The following is a 20,959-nucleotide window of genomic DNA, read 5'->3' as shown; positions in this document are numbered from 1 at the left end:
TGCTTTTGTGGAGTAAATTATGGTTTATTGCATAGCTTTAGCTAAATAATTTTAAAATTTAGGTCAAGCCTTTTTAAAGGCTAACGCCGTTGTGTTCAAGCCGCCAAACAGCAAGCTGTTTGGCTATCGTTAGATTGTGTAAACGGAAAGTATTTGTGGGCTTTGCCCACACCCACGACCTTTGAAAAGGTCGACCAAACTTTTATAATTGATTGGCAAATCAATTTGCTAAACCATAATTTTCTTACACTTTGAATAAAAATCGTAAAAAATAATTCTCTGTTAAACAGCAAAAATCCGACCTCATAATGAAGTCGGATTTTGCTGTTTATTTATTTGAGCTTTGCATTAAGCTAAACCGCATTTTTCGATAAAGTCGTAAAGACCTTTCTTATTGTTTTTAATCATCTTTGCTCTGATGTTGAACATCATAATTGTGAGGAGTGTAAAGATAATTGCAATTGAGAGAAGAACGATTGTTACTTCAAGGATATTGCCGTTACCTGAAATTGTACCTCTGAATGCGTCAACAGCATAGCTGAATGGCAACCACTTGTGAATTGTAGCAACGAAGTCGCCTGAAATTTCGATTGGGTAAGTACCTGCAGAACCTGCAAGCTGTACAACCATGAAGATAAGCATTAAGAAGCTACCTACCTTACCAAGCCATACATTGAAGAAGTAAAGAATTGACATAAATGCGATTGCGGTAATTCCTGCTACGAGGAATGTGTTTAAAAGCTCGGTAGGTTCAAAGTGTAAGAACAACTGGAGTGAACCTATCATTGCATAAGCGGCAACAAGTGCTACGAGATAAGCAATGCCTGCTTTGCTTAGCCACCAAGAGAAGCCTGATTTGATTTCGCCGTGATGTTCTGTAAGAGGATACATAATACAGAATGCTATACAAAGTACCCACAAACCAACGCACATCATATAAGCCGCCATTGCGTGACCGTTATTTTCTACATTTGAAATCTTAGTTTCGTTTGATTTTACAGGGCTTGAAATCATTTCATATACTGCATCGTCGCCCTTGTTTTCGTCTATTGTCTTTTGTCCATCTTCAAGACCTGTCTTTAAGGTGTTTGCACCGTCCTTAAGGTCTGAAAGTCCGTTGCCGAGTGTAATCGAACCGTCATAAAGCTGACCTGCGCCGTCGTTAAGTGTTACTGCACCGTCGGCAAGCTGATTAGCACCGCTTGTAAGTTTTGAATTGTTTGCTGTAAGTGTAGCAAAACCGTTTGTAAGTGTCTTTGTACCATCGTCAAGAGTTTTTGTACCGTCTGCAAGAGTCTTAGTACCGCTCTTTAATTCGTCAGCACCGCTGTCAAGTGATTTAGCACCGCTTGAAAGCTGACTCGCACCGCTTGAAAGCTGAGTTGCGCCTGAGTTTAGCTGAGCTGAATTATCGTTAAGCTTTGTAAGTCCGCTGCCTACCTGTGCAACACCGCTTGTGTATGATGTAAGACCGCTTGATAGCGACTTAGCACCGTCAGATACCTGTGAAATACCTCCGTCAAGAGTTGACATACCCGGAATAATCTGAGTATCAAGTGCGTAGCTTACATTTGCAAGACCGCTGTACATTCCGTTTACGGCTGTCTTAGCGCCGTCGAGAACAAGCTCTTTGTTTTCGTTAAGCTGAGCAACACCGCTTTTAAGCTCTGTTACCTTTGAAAGTGAAGGAGTAACCTGCTCAAATACTGCGCCGATTGCTGTTGCGTCATTTGCTGCTGTTGTAACATTTGCCGCAAGGCTGTCTGCAATTTCTTTTACTTGGGCGGCAGTCTGTAAATCGCCGCTTGCCTGCAATTGAGCCGCAAGCACATAAAGTGATTTTGCGTTATCGCCTGCGTTTGTAAGACGGCTTGTAAGGTCGGTTTTAACTGCATTCAGATTTGCAAGGTCTTCTTCGGTAGGAAGAGATGTGTTCTGCAAATCGTCATTCATCTTACCGATAGCTGCCGAATAAGTATCAAGTCCGCCGCTTAATTCGGTGATTTTATCCTCGCTCGGCAAACCGCTTTTTACTGTACTGCTCATCTGATTAAGTCCGCCGAGAATTTGCGCACTGCCCGATGAAAGCTGTTCGTTGCCTGCGGTAAGCTGCTGTGCGCCGGCTGTAAGTGCCGAACTGTTTGCGTTAAGTGCAGCCGCACCGTCATTAGCCTGTTTTACACCGTCTGTATAGGTTTTTAAACCGCTTTCAAGTGTTTTTGCGCCGCTCTCAAGAGTAGCTGTACCTGATGTGAGAGTTTTTGTACCGTCGGAAAGTGAATTTGCACCTTCATTAAGTTTTAAAGCACCTGTAAGTAAAGATGTAGCACCGTTTGCAAGTGTAGTTGAGCCGTCTGAAAGCTGATTTACACCGTCAAGGTAAGATGAAAGACCAACCTTTAATTCGCTTGTGCCGTCTTTAAAAGTAAGTGTGCCTTCCGATAAAGTCTTTAAATTATCTGAAATAGTTTTGTTGCCGTCCGAAAGTTTTTCTGTGCCGTCATAAATTTCGCCTGCACCGTCTGCGGCGTCTTTCATACCGTCACCCGCCTCGGAAATCTTATCAAAGATTGTTTCGGCATAGGTCTTTGTGACCTCCTGAGCGACCGATGTCTTGATTTTTTCAAGAGCGGTTTCGCTCATTTTCATTGCTATATAATTTGTACCCGGATTTGTCTTGTAGTCAAGTTCCATCTTCTTTGGAACTGTGTCCATAAGAGTGGTAGCGTTTTCAGAGAAATTCTTTGGAACGGTGATTACCATATAGTAAGTACCGTTTTCAAGTCCACGCTCGGCTTGGTCTGCGTCTGTAAAGTTAAAACACAGCGAACCGTCATCCTTGAGCTTGTCAATAAGATTTTTACCTACATTAAGGGTTTCGCCCTCATACTCGACCGGCTCATCGAGGTTTACCACTGCTACGGGCAAATTGTCAAGCTTGCCGTATGGGTCCCACATTGAACCGAGGAAAAGAGTGGTGTAAATTGCAGGGATTGCAATGATGAATACTAATACAATCATCAGTATCTTGTTACGCCACAGGCTTTTCCATTCCTGTTTTACCATAACAGTATTCTCCTTTCTTTGCACTAATCAACTCCGTTGTTATTAAACTATATTATATATTTTAATAGATAAGGTGTTGATTTTCTTTGTGATATATATTATAATATCTATAAAAGAAACATTCAAGCATTAAAAAAAGCGCTTGTGTTTAATAATAGACATTATAAAAGTGAAATGTTGAGGAATGGTGAATAAATTATGGCAGAACGAACAGACAGGCGTGTAAGAAAAACAAAGGCGGCGTTGAGGCACGGACTTGCGGTACTTACAAAGAAAAAAAGCATAAAGGAAATCACGGTAAAAGAGCTGGTTGAAGAGGTTGATATTAACCGTTCGACTTTCTATCTGCACTATACCGATATATACAGTATGGTGGCTGAACTCGAAAGCGAGCTTTTGGAGGAATTTAAGAATGCAATAGATTTGTATCCGCCGACAAACAGTGAAGAAGAGATGTGCAGATTCTTTGAGCACATTTATAATATTTTGAATGACAACCGTGAAATCTGCGTTGCTCTTGTAAGCGAAAACGGCGACATTTCTTTTATCCGTCAGGTCGAAACCTTTGTATCGGAAAGGATAAAGAAAATATTTGAAAGCGGTATGGTTAAAAATGTGTATGATGTAAGATATGTTTTTGATTTTTGCATTTCCGGCGGTATGGGACTTTTCAAGCATTGGCTTACCGATGAAAATGCTCTTGAGCCTGCGCATATGGCAAAGATTACCACGAATATGGTTGTGGGCACTTTAAAGAGCTTTGACAATAACTTTCAGGTGTCGGATTATTCAAAAATAAAGCTTTGATTTTTGCGTATTATATAATGTATAGGAAAATCGACTGCGAAAATTTATATACACAGGAAAATTTTGCGTAAAAAGAAAGAAAATCAGAGTTTTTTTCTTAAATCTCTTGCATTTTTTGAAGTTATATGCTATTATAATTGACATATGACTGATACTTTAAGGAGGTGGGACAATGCCAAACATTAAATCTGCAAAAAAGCGTGTAAAGGTTATCGCTACTAAGACAGCTCAGAACAAGGCTGTAAAGTCAGCTTTAAAGACAGTTATCAAAAAGGCTTACTACGCTGTTGACACTAATGCTGCCAACAAAACAGAGGCAGTTAGTCTTGCTATGAAGAAAATCGACCAGGCAGCAGCTAAGGGTATTATGCATAAGAATACAGCTGCAAGAAGCAAGTCATCTCTTGCAAAAAGACTTAATGCATCTGCATAAGTTAAAGATTTTGAATTGCAACCTTAAAAGCAGAGATTTTTCTCTGCTTTTTTTGTTTTTATGTTGACATTTTTTTGAAAAATGGTAGAATATATTTAGATAATACGCATATAATATTGCCGTTAATTTAACATAATCGGGAGGAATAACATATGAAAAAGAAACATTTTTGGCTCATAATCAGCATTATTTCGGCGGTTGCCGTAGCTTCTGCTGCACTTACAGCTTTCTTCATTGTTAAAGATAAGCAGAAGAAAGACGATGAAGAGCTTATGGAGTACCTCGACAGCTCTATTGAATAAAATTCTTAAAGGTCATCCGCTTGGGTGACCTTGTTTGTTACGGAGTGATTTTGTGATACAACACGAGCTTGACAGACTTTTAAAAGAAGCTAAGGGCAATAAAGAGTTAAAAGAAAAATTAATTGCCACAAAAAATGCGGAAGATCCCGTATCCGAATTTTGCTCGCTTTGTCAAAGTCTTGGCTATGATATAAAGATAGGCGAACTGTTTGCCTGCGGTCAGGATATGAACGATTCAAAGTTAAGAAGCGTGAACGGCGGCGGAGTAAACGGAATTGACGGTTGGGACGATACCTATGAGCAATTTTTCCTTACTCTCGAATGGTGCAAATAAAAAGCAGGGTTTGTGCCCTGCTTTTGTTATTGATTTTAACTTATAAGTGCTGTATAATAAAGATGTAAAGAAACGGCTTTAGCTGTTTCGCTGACATGGGTTAATTTTTATGACTAACCGCTCTGTATTGCGACTACAGGGCGGTTATTTCTTTCTTTCTTATGTTCTTTATGATTTCATTTACTGCTGTCAAAGCAATAGCAAATGCAATTAAGTATGTAATACTCTCGACCATAAAATATAACACCCCCTTTCACTAGGGAGCTGAAACAGCCGCCACCGTTTCTTTACATTTGACATTATAACAAATTTTTTAAAGCTGTTCACCGAAAAATTTTGTTACACACCGTTGCTTGCAAAATGATAATAATATTGCAATTTTTCGCCATATGTGGTACTATAAATGATGGATAGTATTCGCTTTGAAACTGTACCACTTTATATTTTTACTATTATCCGTTCGCCTGTATCCGCTCGGAACAGGACAATACGGAAAGCGGTACGGGATTTACTTAGTTTTTGTAAATCCTTTTATTTCTTTTTAGCGGTATGTTCAAATACTTTTAAGGAGAATTACCAATGAAAAAAACTGTAACAACATTTGCCAAAGCTAAGCAGTCGGGAGAAAAGCTTACAATGCTTACCGCCTACGATTATTCAACTGCAAAGCTTATGGACGAGTCCGGTGTAGATGCTATTTTGGTCGGCGATTCACTGGGTAATGTAATTTTAGGATATGACAGCACGGTTGCCGTTACTATGGAAGATATGATTCACCACGGTGCGGCGGTTGCAAGAGGCGCAAAAGAGGCAATGGTAGTTGTGGATATGCCGTTTATGTCATACCAGACCTCTGTTTATGACGCACTTGTAAATGCGGGCAGACTTATGAAAGAGGCTAACGCTGGCGCAGTAAAACTTGAGGGCGGCGAAAGTGTTTGCGAGGTAATCAAAGCTATTACACAGGCAGGTATTCCTGTTATGGCACATCTCGGACTTACTCCGCAGTCTGTAAATGCTTTCGGCGGATTTAAAGTTCAGTGCAAGGACGAGCTTTCCGCTAAAAAACTTGTAAAAGACGCTCTTGCCGTACAAGAGGCAGGCGCTTTTGCGGTTGTGCTTGAGTGCGTTCCCGCAAAACTTGCGGAATATGTTACAAGTATTCTCGATATTCCGACTATCGGTATCGGTGCAGGCGCAGGCTGTGACGGTCAGGTGCTTGTATATCAGGATATGCTCGGAATGTTCAGCGACTATACACCGAAATTTGTTAAGAAATATGCAGATGCCGGTACATTTATGCGACAGGCATTTACCGATTATATAAACGAAACCAAGTCAGGTGCTTTCCCAAGTGAAGAGCATTGCTTTAAGATAGATGAAGATGTGATGGAAAAGGTTATGGAGGAAGAAAAATGATTAAGCGTACAGGTTCTGTTGCGGAAGTAAGACAGCAGGTTAAAGAATGGAAAAAGCAGGGACTTACAGTAGGTCTTGTGCCGACAATGGGATATCTTCATGAGGGTCACAAGAGCCTTATTGACAGAGCAGTAAAAGAAAATGACAGAGTAGTTGTAAGCATTTTTGTAAACCCTATTCAGTTTGCTCCGAACGAGGATTTGGAAAGCTACCCGAGAGATATTGAAAAGGATACCGAGCTTTGCACAAATGCAGGCGCAAGCCTTATTTTTAATCCGACACCCGAGGAAATGTATCCGAACGGCTTTTCTACAAATGTTGTAATGAATAATCTTACAAAAGAACTTTGCGGCAAAACAAGGCCGACTCATTTCGGCGGTGTTTGCACAGTTGTAAGCAAACTCTTTAATATTGTTGCTCCTGACAGAGCGTATTTTGGCGAGAAAGACGCTCAACAGCTTGCCATTATCAAGAGAATGGTAGCTGACCTTAATTTTGATATTGAAATCAAGGGCTGCCCTATCGTTCGTGAGGCAGACGGCCTTGCAAAAAGTTCAAGAAACACTTACCTTTCAGCCGAAGAAAGACAGGCGGCGCTTGTGCTTAGCAAGAGTATTGCACTCGGCAAAAAGATGGTTGAGGACGGCGAGCGTAACGCTCAAACCGTAATTGACGCTATGAAAAAGTGCATTTCGGCAGAACCGCTTGCAAAGATTGATTATGTAAGCGTGGTAGACGCACTCAGCATTACACCTATTGATGAATACAAAGGTTATGTGCTTACCGCAATTGCCGTTTATATCGGCAAGACAAGACTTATTGACAACTTTATTGTTGACATCGACACACTGTAAGCGTGTTTTCAGAAAGGGAGAGAGTTATGACAGTTACAATGCTTAAAAGTAAAATTCACCGTGCAACTGTTACTCAGGCAGAGCTTGATTATGTAGGCTCAATCACCATTGACGAGGCATTAATGAAAGCGTCGGGCATAATAGAGTACGAAAAAGTACAGATTGCCGATGTAAACAACGGTCAGCGTTTTGAAACCTATGTTATTGCAGGCGAGGAAGGCTCGGGTGTTATCTGTCTTAACGGCGCAGCGGCAAGATGTGTGCAAAAGGGCGACAAGGTAATTATTATGAGCTATGCTCAAATTGACAATACAAAGGCTTTAGAGCACAAGCCAAAGGTTGTGTTTGTCGACGACGACAACCGCATTACAAGAATTACATCATACGAAAAACACGGTCTTTTAAAGGATATGGAGGACTGAAATGTTTAAAGGCAAGAACATAATTCTTGGTGTGACAAGCAGTATTGCCGCTTACAAATCGGCAAATGTTGCAAGCGCACTTGTTAAAAAAGGTTGTAATGTCAATGTGCTTATGACTGAAAATGCGACAAATTTTATTAATCCTCTAACCTTTGAGGAGCTTACAAAGCACAAATGCATTATTGATACTTTTGACAGAAATGTTCAGTATAATGTTGCGCATATTTCTCTTGCTGTAAGTGCTGACGCATTTATAATTGCGCCTGCATCCGCAAATGTTATCGGCAAAATAGCAAACGGAATTGCAGACGATATGCTTACTACCACTGTTATGGCATGCAAGTGCCCTGTTATTATTTCGCCTGCCATGAATACAAATATGTACGAAAATCCAATTGTTCAAGACAATCTTGCAAAACTTGAACGATTCGGATATATTATAGTTCCGCCTGCCGAGGGCAGACTTGCCTGCGGTACAATCGGTAAGGGTAAAATGCCCGATGAGCAGGTGTTGCTCGACTATCTTGAAAGAGCATTGTCGGATAAACAGGATTTCAAAGGAAAAATGGTGCTTGTTACCGCAGGCCCTACTCAAGAGAGTATCGACCCTGTTCGCTATATTACAAATCATTCTTCGGGCAAAATGGGTTATGCCGTTGCAAGACAGGCCATGCTTAGAGGTGCGGAGGTTACTCTTGTGTCGGGCAAGGTGAATTTACCGCCTGTTCCTTTTGTAAAAATGATATATATAACCACTGCAGAAGATATGTACAATGCGGTCACTGCGGAATTTGAAAATACCGATATTGTTATAAAGGCAGCGGCGGTAGCTGATTTCAGACCAAAGCGGATTGCAGACGATAAGCTGAAAAAAGCAGACGGAATGGACAGCATAGAGCTTGAACCGACAAAAGACATATTAAAAGAACTCGGAAAAAATAAAAAGAATAGATTTATTTGCGGATTTTCGATGGAAACCAAAAATATGACCGAAAATTCAAGAAAAAAACTTGAAAATAAAAACCTTGATATGATAGTTTGCAACAACTTAAAGGTTGAAGGTGCAGGCTTTCAGGGGGACACGAATGTTGTTACCATTATAGACAAAACGAATATAACAGAACTTGGTATAATGTCCAAAACAGAGGTTGCGGACAAAATCCTTGACAGAATCACAGAAATTAATAAATAATAATTTAAAATAAGATTTTCAGATTGGATGATTTTTATGCATGAGAAAATAGTTGAACTTCTCTCTCAAACAGAAGATTATATTTCCGGACAAGAGCTTTCGACACAGCTCGGAGTTTCCCGTCAGGCCGTATGGAAAGCCATAAACACTCTCAAATCACAGGGATATGTTTTTGACTCGATTACACGCAAAGGCTACAAGCTGGTTGCGTATCCGGAGCATCTCAACACATATGCGGTAAAATCACATCTGAATACAAATCTTATCGGTAAAAATCTTATTGTTCTGGATTCGGTAACATCTACAAACGATTATTTAAAAACTCTCGGTGCAGAGGGCTGCGAAAGCGGAACTTTGGTTGCGGCAAGAGAACAGACAAAAGGCAAGGGCAGACTCGGCAGAGTATGGCAGACAAAGAAAGATGACGGAATTGCATTTTCTTTTCTGCTTCGCCCCGACCTTGCGCCCAATGAAATTACAGGCATCACTCCGCTTGCGGGTCTTGCGGTGTGCAAAGCAATAAGGGATTATACAGGCATTGACTGCAAAATCAAGTGGCCTAACGATATTATCACCGGACATAAAAAACTTGTGGGCATACTTACCGAACTAAGTGCTGAATTTTCTGCGGTTGAATACACGATTACGGGTATAGGCATAAATGTTGAGCATACGCAGTTTCCGCAGGAAATTGCGCACAAAGCTACATCAATATTCCTTGAAACAGGCAAGCATATCGACCGCAACGATTTTTTGGCGGTTGTTATCGAATATCTTGAAAGAGAGCTTTTGACTAATGATTTACGACTTACCGAAAAGGCTCTCAAAGAATACACTTCGCTCTGTGCAACTATAGGCAGAAATGTCAGTTTTTTCAGAAATTCACAGCAGCTGAACGGAGTAGCTGAAAAAATTGACAATAACGGCGAGCTGGTCGTAAAACTTGAGGACGGTACTCTGCACACAGTAAATTCCGGAGAAGTAACGGTTCAGGGTATCTATTAATTGGAGGAAGAAATGCCGATATACAAAATAGCCGACCTTAATATTGAGATAAACCCAAAATATGAAAAAACAAGCAAACAGCTTGCAGCTTATATCACAGATGAAAAGACGGCTGACTTTTGTGTTGAGGCAGAGCAAAGCGAGATTGACAGATTGGTTGCCGACGGCGGAATTGATTACCTTAGCGAAAGCTGTATAATCAATACCTTGGTTTGCAGAGAAATTCTTGACAACTATGACGGACTTTTCTTTCACAGTTCGGCTTTAATGTTCGACGGCAAAGCATATCTCTTTTCTGCGCCGAGCGGAACGGGAAAATCCACACACACTGCACTTTGGCAAAGACATTTTGGCGGCAGGGTGCAGATGATTAACGATGACAAACCGATAATCAGAAAAAAAGGCGGAGCTTTTTATGTTTACGGAACTCCGTGGATGGGCAAGTCAAATATCGGAGCAAATATTTCTGCACCACTCGGAGCGGTGTTCCTGCTTGAGCGTGACAGAGTAAATTATGCCGAAAAGGTAAGTGCGGGAAAAGTTTTTCCGAAACTGCTTGAGGCAACTTTAATTTCCAAAAAACAAGACAGAATGAGCAAAATTCTTGAATTGTACGACGAGATTTTCTCGGCTGTCGATTTGTATTCATTGCATTGCACAATAAGTGACGATGCGGTTACGGCGGCATACGACGCAATTTGTAAATAACGCTTATCGAAAGGAAATTACTATGGATTTTGAAAAAGTAGTATCTGTTAAAAATATGAGAGAAAGTGACGCCCGCACAATTGCGGAGCGTACCCCTTCGGCAGAGCTTATGATGAGAGCGGCACAGGGCATTTTTGATAAAGTGAAGTTTGCGGGAAAAACCTGCGTTGTATGCGGCAAGGGCAACAACGGCGGCGACGGTTATGCGCTTGCGTGTATTCTTGCAAGACATTCGATGGATTGTACAATTGTGAGAGCTGTTGAAGGCTTTTCAAAAGACGGACTTTATTATTATCAGCTTGCAAAATCACTGGGCGTTAATGAAATATCACTTTATGAGGCAGGCAATTTTGAGGGATACGACATTGTTGTGGACTGCCTGCTCGGTACAGGATTTTCGGGCAAGGTTGAGGGTGAAATTGCACAGGCAATCACCCAAATAAATATGACTCCTGCGTATGTTGTAAGCGCCGACATTAACAGCGGCATTAACGGCGACACAGGTTACGGCGAACTTGCGGTAAATTCAGACATCACAGTGTCTATCGGCAGTCTTAAGACGGGACTTTTCCTGAATGACGCACCGTATTATATTGATTCGCTCACAAATGCCGACATTGGAATAGAGCTTTTGCTTGATGAATATAAGCTGATAGATTACGATAACATTGAGCTTTTTGAGGGTTACAATTCAGAGGTTTATACAACCGAGGAATTTATGGAGAAGTTCAATTATTCTCCCGAAACCTGCAACATTACCGAAATCGTAGCAGAGATGAGCGTTAAGAACAAGAAAACAATTGTTGTAAAGACAGAACATTCGGCGGTTATTGCAGATGTAAAATATGTGTATTTCTGCGCCGATTATATAAGAAATTAATAATGCCTTTATTTTGGCTTTTGTATATTGCAAAACATAAAAGCGTATGATAAAATAGCTTTTGAAAGGGATTGATGTTATGCGAAATTTAATGCAGAAGTTTGCAATTTTTATGCAGGGCAGATACGGTACAGATAAGCTTAACAACTGCCTTTTTGTGCTGTTTCTTGTGCTATGGTTTGTAAATATCTTTGTGTTTGCACCGATACCGACGCTGATTATTGACGCCTTTGAAATTGCGATAATTGTTATTACCGTGTTTCGTTCGCTTTCACGCAATATCTCCAAAAGAAGTGCGGAAAACCGAGCTTTTATGCCTGTTTACAATGCCGTTGCAGGTTGGTTTAAGCTGACTTATAAAAAAATCCGTGACCGCAAAGAATACCGTTACTTAAAGTGCCCTATCTGCAAGGCACAGCTTAGAGTACGAAATGTAAAAGGTAAACACAGAGTTCACTGCCCTAAATGCGGAAGTGAATTTGATAAGAAAATATAACCGATAAAAAGCCGCTTGTTCAGAGCGGCTTTTTTGTTTGTACTGCTTTTGTCAAAGTTGGGGTAATTTATGGTTTGGCAAAATGATTTACCAAACTTTTATAATTGATTGGCAAATCAATTTGTTAAACCATAATTTATTGATATTACTAAACATTTTAAACAGAACCGTTTTTATATAGATTTTCCTATATTTCTTTTTGGCAAATAAGCGTATTATATGAGTTCTTACTGTTGAATTTAGCAATTAATTATGATACAATAATCTATATATGCAATTACAAAATTTTGTTTTGACAGATTACCGAAAGGGGTTTTATATATGTGCGGTATTTGTGGCTTTACAGGCGAAGTTATCGACAGAGATAAGGTCATTAAAAATATGACCGATGTCATCACTCACAGAGGACCTGACTCCGACGGTGTGTTTATGGACGATCACATCGCAATGGGTTTTCGCCGACTTTCAATTATTGACCTTGATGCAGGTCATCAGCCGATTTATAACGAGGATAAAACACTTGTTCTCACTTTTAACGGAGAAATTTATAACTACAGAGAGTTAAGAAAAGTTCTTATTGAAAAGGGACATAAATTCTATACAGACACCGACAGCGAAGTGCTTATTCACGGCTTTGAGGAGTGGAGAGAGGATCTCCTCTTAAAGCTCAGAGGAATGTTCGGCTTTGCTATTTATAATACAAAGGATAAGTCCGTTTTTGTTGCTCGTGATTTCTTTGGCATTAAGCCGATGCACTACACAATGATTGACGGCGAATTTGTATATGCCAGTGAAATCAAGAGTATTCTTGAGCACCCTAAGTTTGTTAAGAGGTTTAACAAGAGAGCACTTGATACCTACCTTTCATATCAGTACGCTGTTCCGCCCGAAACTTTCTTTGAGGGCGTATTCTGCCTTATGCCGGGTCACTACCTTTGGTACAAAGACGGCGAAGTGGAAACTACACGCTATTGGGAGGCTCGTTTTAATCCTAATGAAGAGCTTACCGAAGAAGAGGCAGTCAACTCAATTGAAAAGGTATTTGAAAATTCGGTAAATGCCCACAAAATCGCTGATGTTGAGGTTGGTTGTTTCCTTTCAAGCGGTGTTGACTCAAGCTATGTTTCAACATATTTTGCAGACCAAAAAACTTTTACGGTAGGTTTTGATTTTGGCGAGCATTACAACGAAATCAGCTGGGCAAAGGGTCTTAGTGAGAAAATCGGTGTTGAGCATCATACACACCTTATTTCAAGCGAAGAATTCTGGGACGCAGTTCCTACCGTACAGTATCATATGGACCAACCGCTTGCCGACCCGTCTTGTATTGCGCTTTACTTTGTATCAAGACTTGCAAGCGAGTATGTAAAGGTTGTACTTTCGGGTGAGGGCGCAGACGAATTGTTCGGCGGCTATACTTGCTACAATGAGCCGAGAGTATTTAAAATTTATCAGACAATCGTTCCGCATTGTATCAGAAAAGCAATCAGAGCCGTATGTAAAAAACTCCCTGACATCAAGGGCAGAGATTACCTTATCAGAGCGACAGACCCGCTTGAGGAGCGCTATATCGGTAATGCCTTTATGTATGATTATGCAGAAAAGAGAGAACTTTTAAAAGACCCTAACATTGCAAGCCGTCCGCAGGATTATGCAAAGAAATATTACTATCGTTGCCGCAGATATGACGATGTTACAAAGATGCAGTATCTTGACATCAATATGTGGATGGTAGGCGATATTCTTTTAAAAGCCGACAGAATGAGTATGGCAAACTCTCTTGAGCTTAGAGTTCCGTTCCTTGATAAAGAAGTATTCAAGGTTGCGTCCACCCTTCCTACAAAGCTTCGTTGCAACCGTCACAATACTAAGTACGCTATGCGTAAGGCTGCCGTTCGCCATATGCCGGAGGCTACAGCCGAAAAAGAAAAACTCGGTTTCCCTGTTCCTACAAGAGTATGGCTCAGAGATGAGAAGTATTATAATGTTGTAAAGAAAAAGTTTAAGGGCAAAACTGCCGAGAAATTCTTTAATACAGATATTCTTATTCGTTGGCTTGACGAGCATTTCAGCAACAAAGAGGATAACAGCCGTAAGGTATGGACAATCTATGTATTCCTTGTATGGTATGATATTTACTTTAACGAGGACAACGAAAAGGTAGAAAAGCCTGTAAATCACCTTGACGAATTAAGAGCAATTGCCGAGGCAAGACAGGAAAAAAAGCTTAACGAGTTTGGCGAGGCTATTATGACGGAGGCTGAAAAGCTTGACAAAGATTATGACGCACCAAACTTTGGCATAGATAAATCGGCACAAAAGGCTGAAAAGGCGCAGACAGCGGAAAAAGAACCCGTAAAGGCGGAAAAAGCCGAAAACGAGGCAGAACCTGTTAAAGAAGATGCCGTTGAAGAAGTTAAGACGGAAAATCAGCCGCAAGAGGTTAAAGCCGAAGAAGTTAAGGCTGAAAATGAAGAGCCTGCAGAAGAGGTAAAGTCCGAGGAAGAAAAATTCGAGGACGAGCCTGTAATAGAAGATGAACCGCAGGAGCAAGAGCCTGCACAGGTTGAAGAAACACCAAAGGAAGAGGAATATGTAAATATTTCAAATCCGGAGGACAAAGAGGTTTATGAAGAGCCAAAGAAACCGAGCACTCCGCAGGAGGAGCTTGAAATGGCTATTGAGGGCATTGAAAAGCGCTCAAAATATCTTGATGAACCGAATGTAATTTCAGACGAGGCGATTGACGAAATCGTAAAGTCAATTAAGTTCTTTGATGACGAGGACTGATTAAAAACCGTATAAAATATAACTGCCCGACACCACTAAGCGGTTGTCGGGCAGATGATTATAACCACAGAATAAAATATTTTTCAGTTGGAAAATTAGGATTAGTAAGTCGGCTTTTTTTTATCAAAAGGCGGAGTGAATTATTGTTTAGCGCACGGTTAAGATTAAAAGATTTTAGAATTCAGGTCAAGCCTTTGAAAAGTTTGACCGAACTTTTATAATTTTTGCAAAACTCTCTGCTGAATTCTGATTAACTTACTGACATAAAAACTCAAAAACAGAAAAATTATACAATAACTCCGAGGCAGAGCATATTCAGCATAATTTTGTATTCGGGTTCAAAATCGGAGAGCGGCAAGGGGTTTTTGCCTTTTCCCATTTCTATGGTGAGAGCCGGACGGCGGAATTTTTCAATAAACCAATCTTTAAAGCCGCCGCCTGTCGCAATATCCTCGGGTACGGAGATATTGTAACCGCTTGCTTGGGAGAGTACGGACGCAAGTCGAAAACTCATAACGGGAGTGTGCTTGCCGAACGAGCAGTAAATCTCTCTGCCCTGACTGTGAAAAGCAATGGCACGGTCAAAGTTGTTGCGTTTGCACAGGTTTGTGAGCGCCTTGGTTTCGGGCTCGCTTTCGGGAGCGTTGCCGCCGAAACGGGTGGCGGACGGAGCTTTTATGTTCATACTCAGTTCACGGTTTTTAAGCTCGTTCCAACCTGCGTTGAAGTTGTGGTTAATGTCCACACCCCTTGCGTTTGCCTGCCAGACTTTGTTTTCTTTAGAGGCTTTTTCCACAAGAGCTTTGTATTTGAGAGCGGCATCGGAGCCGTGAATTGCGATTTCAACTCCGTCGGGATTTACGCAAGGCACAATCGTAAGTCCTTTTTCACGGAGAAAATCTCGTATTTTATAGCGACCGACAACGGAATCGTTTTCCATTGCATCGGCACATTGTTCAAAAAATTTGAGAACCGCCGTAACGGTAAGATATTCGGAACCGTGAAAGCCTGCGCAGTAAAGCACGCAGTTTTTTGTGTTGCCGATGTGCAAAACATCAATACATCTGCCGCATACGCTTTTGCCTGCGAATGAATGATGAACAAAACTGTATTTTTCGCAGATGTCGTTAATAATTTTTCTTCTGGTCTGGTAGTCGGGCATTACATTGTAGTCTGTCATAAAAATTTCCTTTCTGTTTTTTTCCTTAAATTAAAATTCAAATGAGGTATAGGTATGAAACTTTTTGAAAAAACCATAAACAGCACTTCTGTTTTTGACGGCAGAATTTTGCATATTACCCTTGACGATGTTGAACTTGAGGACGGTAAAAAGTCTAAAAGGGAAGTTGTAAATCACCCCGGCGGAGTTACCGTAGCCGCCCTTGACAACGACAACAACCTGCTTTTTGTAAGACAATTTCGTTATCCGTACAAAGAGGTTGTGCTTGAGCTTCCTGCAGGCAAGCTCGAAAAAGGCTCAACTCCGCTTGAAAACGGCAAGCGTGAATTGCTTGAAGAAACAGGCGCACAGGGATATTCTTATACTTCACTCGGTCAGCTATATCCGTCACCCGGCTACACCAACGAGATAATTCATCTTTATGTATGCAGAATAAAGAGCGAGGGTGAAAGCAAGCCTGACGAGGGCGAATTTTTGGATGTCGAGAAAATTCCGCTCGACAAGGCGGTTGAAATGGTGCTCAACAATCAGTTGCCGGACGCAAAAACTCAAGTAGCCGTGCTGAAAACAGCAATGTTGCTTAAAAGCGGAAAAATTTAACTTGCAGATGCTCTGCAATTAAGGTATGAATAAATATATGCAAACTTTTTTTGAATTATTACCCGAAAAACAAAATACATCAGCGGCACTCGGCTTTTTTGATGGCTTGCACATCGGTCACCGCAAGGTTATCGGCGAGGCGGTCAGGGGCAGTGAAAACGGACTTGTGCCTATTTGCTTTACCTTTGCACAAAGCCCGAAAAGTGTGCTTAAAAATCAACCGCAAGAGGCGTTGATGAGCGTTGAAGATAAAAAAACAGTGCTGTCAGAAATCGGAATACAGCACCTGTATATGTGCGACTTTAAGTCGGTGGTGGATATTGCACCACGAAAATTTGTGGAAGATATGTTAATAAAAACTCTAAAAGCAAAAAAACTTTGCTGCGGTTTTAATTACACTTTCGGTAAAAACGGCGAGGGAAATACCGAGTTGCTCGCCGAAATTTGCAAGGAAAACGGAATTGAACTGCAGGTTTTGCCGCCTGTTGAAGAAAAAGAGGGAGTAGTTTCGTCAACGCTTATCCGTGAACTTATTAAGGACGGAAATGTGCGCAGGGCAAACGAACTTTTAGGTTCATATTTCGGATTCGGCGGAGAGGTTGTACACGGTCAGCACTTGGGCAGAGAACTCGGAACACCGACTCTTAATCAGTCTTTGCACGAAGAACTTGTTGTGCCGAAGTTTGGCGTGTATGCATCGTGCGTTACTCTTGATGACGGCAGAAAATTCTGCGGCGTTACAAATATAGGAGTAAAACCGACAGTAGGCAATTTTGCCCCGCTTTGTGAAACCTGGATGCCCGACTACAGTGGAGAAGAGTTGTACGGCAAGACGGTAGATGTGCGGCTTATAGATTTTATAAGAGGCGAAAAGAAATTTTCTTCGCTTAATGAATTGAAAAAAGCTATCTTTGACAATGCAAAGACAGCCGAGAAAATGTTTTCTGAAATTAATAATTTATAATAATCAGCCTGACAACAGATTTGAATGTTGTCAGGCTTTTATGTTTATGGTTCTGTTTAAATGTTGGGGTAACAATAATAAATTACGGTTTGGCAAATTGTCGGTCGGGCATTGAAATTTAGCTAACGCTAAATTATTCTCCCAAAAATAAAAAAGTTTACTCAATTTTTTCAAAAATTGCGGGTTTGGGTAGCGCCCATAAAATCTTCCGATATTACAATTCTTCGGGCGCAAACAGCCACGCTGTTTGCGTGCTAAAACTAAGTTTGTTAAAACAGGCGACAGCCATTAAAAAAATATATTTTATTAATGAAATAACGAATTTCTTTTCTTGTTGCTATCGCATTTTTAAAGGCTAACGCCGTTGTGTTCAAGCCGCCAAACAGCGAGCTGTTTGGCTATCGTCAGACTGCATAAACGGAAAGTATTTGTGGGCTTTGCCCACACCCACGACCTTTGAAAAGGTCGACCAAACTTTTATAATTGATTGGCAAATCAATTTGCTAAACAATAATTTAGCAAATAGCTTAGACTAAATCGGAACGAAAATTTTAAAATGATTTAATATTACTTCCTATTAAACTTTTTTACCTTTACCGAAAGGCTTTGTAAATCCTCTTTTGAAAGTTCAGGCAGATGTTCGAGGTCGTCAAGAAATTTTGCTATACTTTCCTTTTCCTTTAGCTTTGTACTCTCAATATAATAGCTTGTAATAATTCCCGGTACTACCGCTATTATCAGTATGGAACATATCGACAGGAAAATCGACATTGCCCTGCCGAGTATCGTAACAGCGGTTATGTCGCCAAAACCTATGGTCGTGGCTACGCTGAAACAGTACCATACACTGTCAATCGGAGTTTTTATGTTCGGCTCAACTATCCATATACCAATGCTTACACCTGCAAATATTATTATGTATGTTGTCAAAAACTTAAGTGCTCCTGTCCGTTTAAGTATAATTTTTATCAGCCGAGTTTTTTTCATATCTTCACCGCCTGCCTTTTATAACAAAATTATATCAATTCTGCGTATAACAGTCAATATTTTTAGCAAAATTAAACAGTCGAATTTTTTGTCAGAGTTTTTGCATCGATTTTCACAAAACAGGTGAAAAATTATTATGCAAAGAAAACACCGTCAGCGCAAAGTGTTGACGGTGTTAAAAAGCCTATTTTCTTGTTTGTTTTCATAATTGAAAGGTTTTCGCTATTGTGTTTAAGCTACCAAACAGCAAGCCGGTTAGCTATAGGAGTTTGCGTTAGCCTTTAATAAACAACTGTTCCCAATAATATCTGTACGGAGCATTTTGGTCAACATAACACGAAACACCGATTTTGTTATATTTGCTGTTCATTATGTTTGCTCTGTGCGACGGAGAATTCATCCATTCTTTTACTACAGCTTCGGGTGTGTTCTGTCCTGCGGCAATGTTTTCGGCTGCCGAAGTGTACGAAACATTATTCTGCTTTAAAATCATAGACCAGCTTGTGCCGTCAGGGCGCTGGTGTGAAAACAGAGTTGCTGTTTCTTTTGAACGAATGTTTGAAAGGCTTGTAAGAGTTGTGTCTTTTGTGAGGGGAGAAAGTCCCTCTTTTGCCCGTGCCGCATTTACAAGTTCAATTACCTTATCAGCAAATTCTTTATTATAGCTTGCAGATCCGCTCGGCTGTGTGGTCGGCTGCGGTTGTGAAGTCGGTTGTACAGTGGTCGGCTGTGTTGCAGGCTGTGTCGGAGTTTCTCCTCCCGAAATGAGCATTTGAGCCGAGGTTACATCCTGAACATCAATTTTGCCGTCATTGTTATAGTCGGCAATTTTTTTCTGATTGTCTGTCAGTTCTCCGTCACCTGCTATTTTTATCTGCAAGTATGTAACATCCTGCACATCAAATCTGCCGTCATCGTTTAAGTCGTATTTTTGCGTATCAAGTGCTGATGCCGAAACAATTGCAGTTGCCGCTACTGCTGTGACGGTAAGTGTTACGGCGATAATTTGTTTTAAATTTTTCATATGAACTCCTGTGATTTTAACTCTGATAGATATTTAAAAGAATGTTTTTGATGTCCCAAAGCTTTTTCGAGAGGTCAACATAGTAGTTGTGCGGGTTCTCAAATCGCTTTACCTCGTCCCAAAGAAGTCCGATTTGGTCTTTGCAGTATTTTGCAATATCTTCAATCTTTGGCGATTCATACACGCACTCGCCGTCCTTAAATATCGGTACAAGTAATTCTTTTGCGGTAAAGTCTGTGAGAGTTTTTGCTTTCCATGTTGCATTCTGGTCGAAAATGGTGTGTGGTTTTGAGAAATCTATTACTTCGTCATACACGCAAAGTTCGTCGGCAAGAGCCTTGCCGCTCTCGTTGTCATAATAACGGTAAAGTTTTTTGAAATGAGGATTTGTGATTTTTGTTGTGTTCTCGCTGACTTTGATTTTCGGGATAATTTCGCCGCTTGTGGGTTCTTCAACGGCAACAAGTTTATATACACCGCCGAATACAGGCGAACTTGACGAAGTTATAAGTCTTTCGCCAACTCCGAAAACATCGACCTGTGCACCCTGCATCATAAGGTCACGGATAAGGTACTCGTCGAGTGAGTTTGACGCAACAATTTTGCAGTTTTCAAGTCCTGCCTCGTCAAGCATTTTTCTCGCTTTTTTAGAAAGGTAAGAAATATCGCCCGAATCAAGACGAATTGCAAATTTGTTAATGCCCTTTGGAACAAGCACTTCTTTAAATACTCTTATTGCGTTCGGAACGCCGCTTTTAAGCGTGTTGTAAGTATCGACAAGAAGCGTCGGGTTCTCAGGATAAAGCTCGCAGTAGGTGCGGAATGCTGTATATTCGTTGTCGAACATCTGAATCCAGGAATGAGCCATTGTGCCGCCTGCGGGTACGCCGTAAAGTGCGTCTGTAAGTGTGCAGGCTGTACCGGCACAACCGCCTATGTATGCGGCTCTTGCACCGTCAACGGCACCTGTTGCGCCCTGTGCACGGCGAGAACCAAACTCAAGAACCGTTCTGCCCTGTGCGGCACGAACAATTCTGTTTGCCTTTGTTGCAATGAGAGTCTGATGATTGATTGTAAGAAGTAAAAATGTTTCGATAAGCTGTGCCTCTATGGCAGGAGCTTTTACCGTAATAATCGGTTCGTTAGGGAAGATAGGAGTTCCCTCGGGAATAGCGTAAATATCACCTGTGAATTTGAAATTTGAAAGATATTTTAAAAATTCTTCGTCAAAAATTCCTTTTTCTCTAAGATATTCAATATCGGTTTCGGAGAAGTGGAGATTTTTGATGTAGTCAATTACCTGCTCAAGACCTGCCGCAATGGCAAAACCGCCGTTGTCGGGCACTTTGCGAAAGAAAAGGTCGAAGTAAACAGTCTTTTTATAAAAGCCGTTTTTAAAATAGCCGTTTGACATTGTAAGCTCGTAAAAATCGCAGAGCATGGAATAGTTAGTTTCTGTCATTATAAATCACCTTAATAAAATTTGATTTGCATTA

20 protein-coding genes are annotated in these 20,959 nt (G+C 40.8%); 15 read left to right on the top strand and 5 right to left on the bottom strand.

Going from position 1 to position 20,959, the window contains the following annotated elements:
• Positions 1–348 precede the first annotated feature (348 nt).
• Positions 349–3,066, bottom strand: a complete 2,718-nt coding sequence (locus tag H8R91_RS07875; RefSeq protein ID WP_186935534.1) for a YhgE/Pip domain-containing protein — start codon at positions 3,064–3,066, stop codon at positions 349–351.
• Between the two features lie 198 nt (positions 3,067–3,264).
• On the opposite strand from H8R91_RS07875, the gene H8R91_RS07870 reads away from it, so the two are divergent.
• The 13 genes from H8R91_RS07870 to asnB all read left to right on the top strand — a co-directional run bounded on the left by H8R91_RS07870 (position 3,265) and on the right by asnB (position 14,708).
• Positions 3,265–3,873 (top strand): TetR-like C-terminal domain-containing protein, encoded by a 609-nt coding sequence (locus tag H8R91_RS07870; protein ID WP_186935533.1) that lies wholly within the window; start codon positions 3,265–3,267, stop codon positions 3,871–3,873.
• Between the two features lie 172 nt (positions 3,874–4,045).
• Positions 4,046–4,306: a 30S ribosomal protein S20 gene (rpsT, locus tag H8R91_RS07865; protein ID WP_022234005.1), complete on the top strand. Its 261-nt coding sequence runs from the start codon at positions 4,046–4,048 to the stop codon at positions 4,304–4,306.
• 152 nt (positions 4,307–4,458) lie between these two features.
• Entirely contained in the window at positions 4,459–4,608 is a 150-nt protein-coding gene (locus H8R91_RS07860; RefSeq protein ID WP_022234004.1) for a hypothetical protein, read from the top strand.
• A 52-nt stretch (positions 4,609–4,660) separates the two neighbouring features.
• Positions 4,661–4,942, top strand: a complete 282-nt coding sequence (locus H8R91_RS07855; RefSeq protein ID WP_186935532.1) for a hypothetical protein — start codon at positions 4,661–4,663, stop codon at positions 4,940–4,942.
• A gap of 579 nt (positions 4,943–5,521) precedes the next feature.
• Positions 5,522–6,361, top strand: coding sequence for a 3-methyl-2-oxobutanoate hydroxymethyltransferase (gene panB, locus H8R91_RS07850; protein ID WP_186935531.1), 840 nt, complete (start codon positions 5,522–5,524; stop codon positions 6,359–6,361).
• Positions 6,361–7,215: a pantoate--beta-alanine ligase gene (gene panC, locus H8R91_RS07845; RefSeq protein ID WP_186935649.1), complete on the top strand. Its 855-nt coding sequence runs from the start codon at positions 6,361–6,363 to the stop codon at positions 7,213–7,215. Before panB ends, panC begins: the two co-directional genes overlap by 1 nt.
• 26 nt (positions 7,216–7,241) lie before the next feature.
• Positions 7,242–7,637 carry an aspartate 1-decarboxylase gene (gene panD / locus H8R91_RS07840; protein WP_186935530.1) on the top strand — a complete coding sequence of 132 codons (396 nt, stop codon included), beginning with the start codon at positions 7,242–7,244 and terminating at the stop codon, positions 7,635–7,637.
• Between the two features lies 1 nt (position 7,638).
• Positions 7,639–8,829, top strand: coding sequence for a bifunctional phosphopantothenoylcysteine decarboxylase/phosphopantothenate--cysteine ligase CoaBC (gene coaBC, locus H8R91_RS07835; protein WP_186935529.1), 1,191 nt, complete (start codon positions 7,639–7,641; stop codon positions 8,827–8,829).
• A gap of 36 nt (positions 8,830–8,865) precedes the next feature.
• Positions 8,866–9,834, top strand: a complete 969-nt coding sequence (locus H8R91_RS07830; protein WP_186935528.1) for a biotin--[acetyl-CoA-carboxylase] ligase — start codon at positions 8,866–8,868, stop codon at positions 9,832–9,834.
• 12 nt (positions 9,835–9,846) lie between these two features.
• Positions 9,847–10,542 carry a hypothetical protein gene (locus H8R91_RS07825; protein WP_186935527.1) on the top strand — a complete coding sequence of 232 codons (696 nt, stop codon included), beginning with the start codon at positions 9,847–9,849 and terminating at the stop codon, positions 10,540–10,542.
• Between the two features lie 22 nt (positions 10,543–10,564).
• Positions 10,565–11,422, top strand: coding sequence for an NAD(P)H-hydrate epimerase (locus tag H8R91_RS07820; protein WP_186935526.1), 858 nt, complete (start codon positions 10,565–10,567; stop codon positions 11,420–11,422).
• A gap of 79 nt (positions 11,423–11,501) precedes the next feature.
• Complete coding sequence (locus tag H8R91_RS07815) at positions 11,502–11,918, top strand: hypothetical protein (RefSeq protein WP_186935525.1); 417 nt, start codon at positions 11,502–11,504, stop codon at positions 11,916–11,918.
• Between the two features lie 321 nt (positions 11,919–12,239).
• The gene (gene asnB, locus H8R91_RS07810; RefSeq protein ID WP_186935524.1) at positions 12,240–14,708 is read left to right on the top strand and encodes an asparagine synthase (glutamine-hydrolyzing); all 2,469 of its coding nucleotides are present in this window, start codon (positions 12,240–12,242) and stop codon (positions 14,706–14,708) included.
• A 286-nt stretch (positions 14,709–14,994) separates the two neighbouring features.
• On the opposite strand, the gene H8R91_RS07805 is transcribed toward asnB, so the two are convergent.
• Positions 14,995–15,888, bottom strand: coding sequence for a M14 family metallopeptidase (locus H8R91_RS07805; protein WP_186935523.1), 894 nt, complete (start codon positions 15,886–15,888; stop codon positions 14,995–14,997).
• Positions 15,889–15,942: 54 nt separating this feature from the next.
• On the opposite strand from H8R91_RS07805, the gene H8R91_RS07800 reads away from it, so the two are divergent.
• Both H8R91_RS07800 and H8R91_RS07795 read left to right on the top strand, forming a co-directional pair.
• The gene (locus H8R91_RS07800) at positions 15,943–16,488 is read left to right on the top strand and encodes an NUDIX domain-containing protein (RefSeq protein ID WP_022233944.1); all 546 of its coding nucleotides are present in this window, start codon (positions 15,943–15,945) and stop codon (positions 16,486–16,488) included.
• A 37-nt stretch (positions 16,489–16,525) separates the two neighbouring features.
• Positions 16,526–17,452 carry a bifunctional riboflavin kinase/FAD synthetase gene (locus H8R91_RS07795; protein WP_186935522.1) on the top strand — a complete coding sequence of 309 codons (927 nt, stop codon included), beginning with the start codon at positions 16,526–16,528 and terminating at the stop codon, positions 17,450–17,452.
• A gap of 567 nt (positions 17,453–18,019) precedes the next feature.
• On the opposite strand, the gene H8R91_RS07790 is transcribed toward H8R91_RS07795, so the two are convergent.
• The 3 genes from H8R91_RS07790 to H8R91_RS07780 form a co-directional block, all read right to left on the bottom strand.
• Entirely contained in the window at positions 18,020–18,439 is a 420-nt protein-coding gene (locus H8R91_RS07790) for a potassium channel family protein (RefSeq protein WP_186935521.1), read from the bottom strand.
• Positions 18,440–18,713: 274 nt separating this feature from the next.
• Positions 18,714–19,463, bottom strand: coding sequence for a CAP domain-containing protein (locus H8R91_RS07785; protein WP_186935520.1), 750 nt, complete (start codon positions 19,461–19,463; stop codon positions 18,714–18,716).
• 16 nt (positions 19,464–19,479) lie between these two features.
• Positions 19,480–20,925: a nicotinate phosphoribosyltransferase gene (locus tag H8R91_RS07780; protein WP_186935519.1), complete on the bottom strand. Its 1,446-nt coding sequence runs from the start codon at positions 20,923–20,925 to the stop codon at positions 19,480–19,482.
• Between the last annotated feature and the right edge of the window lie 34 nt (positions 20,926–20,959).

This window comes from Ruminococcus intestinalis, assembly GCF_014288065.1.
GTDB classification, from domain to species: Bacteria; Bacillota; Clostridia; order Oscillospirales; family Acutalibacteraceae; genus Ruminococcoides; species Ruminococcoides intestinale_A.
Note: the sequence above shows the minus strand (reverse complement) of the source record. Positions and strands in the feature narration are given on the sequence as shown.

Bases quoted from the DNA above. Each gene is read 5' to 3' on its own strand.
- H8R91_RS07875 (WP_186935534.1), bottom strand. From the start codon at position 3,066: ATGGTAAAACAGGAATGGAAAAGCCTGTGGCGTAACAAGATACTGATG.
- H8R91_RS07870 (WP_186935533.1), top strand. From the start codon at position 3,265: ATGGCAGAACGAACAGACAGGCGTGTAAGAAAAACAAAGGCGGCGTTG.
- rpsT (WP_022234005.1), top strand. From the start codon at position 4,046: ATGCCAAACATTAAATCTGCAAAAAAGCGTGTAAAGGTTATCGCTACT.
- H8R91_RS07860 (WP_022234004.1), top strand. From the start codon at position 4,459: ATGAAAAAGAAACATTTTTGGCTCATAATCAGCATTATTTCGGCGGTT.
- panB (WP_186935531.1), top strand. From the start codon at position 5,522: ATGAAAAAAACTGTAACAACATTTGCCAAAGCTAAGCAGTCGGGAGAA.
- panD (WP_186935530.1), top strand. From the start codon at position 7,242: ATGACAGTTACAATGCTTAAAAGTAAAATTCACCGTGCAACTGTTACT.
- coaBC (WP_186935529.1), top strand. From the start codon at position 7,639: ATGTTTAAAGGCAAGAACATAATTCTTGGTGTGACAAGCAGTATTGCC.
- H8R91_RS07830 (WP_186935528.1), top strand. From the start codon at position 8,866: ATGCATGAGAAAATAGTTGAACTTCTCTCTCAAACAGAAGATTATATT.
- H8R91_RS07825 (WP_186935527.1), top strand. From the start codon at position 9,847: ATGCCGATATACAAAATAGCCGACCTTAATATTGAGATAAACCCAAAA.
- H8R91_RS07820 (WP_186935526.1), top strand. From the start codon at position 10,565: ATGGATTTTGAAAAAGTAGTATCTGTTAAAAATATGAGAGAAAGTGAC.
- H8R91_RS07815 (WP_186935525.1), top strand. From the start codon at position 11,502: ATGCGAAATTTAATGCAGAAGTTTGCAATTTTTATGCAGGGCAGATAC.
- asnB (WP_186935524.1), top strand. From the start codon at position 12,240: ATGTGCGGTATTTGTGGCTTTACAGGCGAAGTTATCGACAGAGATAAG.
- H8R91_RS07805 (WP_186935523.1), bottom strand. From the start codon at position 15,888: ATGACAGACTACAATGTAATGCCCGACTACCAGACCAGAAGAAAAATT.
- H8R91_RS07800 (WP_022233944.1), top strand. From the start codon at position 15,943: ATGAAACTTTTTGAAAAAACCATAAACAGCACTTCTGTTTTTGACGGC.
- H8R91_RS07795 (WP_186935522.1), top strand. From the start codon at position 16,526: ATGCAAACTTTTTTTGAATTATTACCCGAAAAACAAAATACATCAGCG.
- H8R91_RS07790 (WP_186935521.1), bottom strand. From the start codon at position 18,439: ATGAAAAAAACTCGGCTGATAAAAATTATACTTAAACGGACAGGAGCA.
- H8R91_RS07785 (WP_186935520.1), bottom strand. From the start codon at position 19,463: ATGAAAAATTTAAAACAAATTATCGCCGTAACACTTACCGTCACAGCA.
- H8R91_RS07780 (WP_186935519.1), bottom strand. From the start codon at position 20,925: ATGACAGAAACTAACTATTCCATGCTCTGCGATTTTTACGAGCTTACA.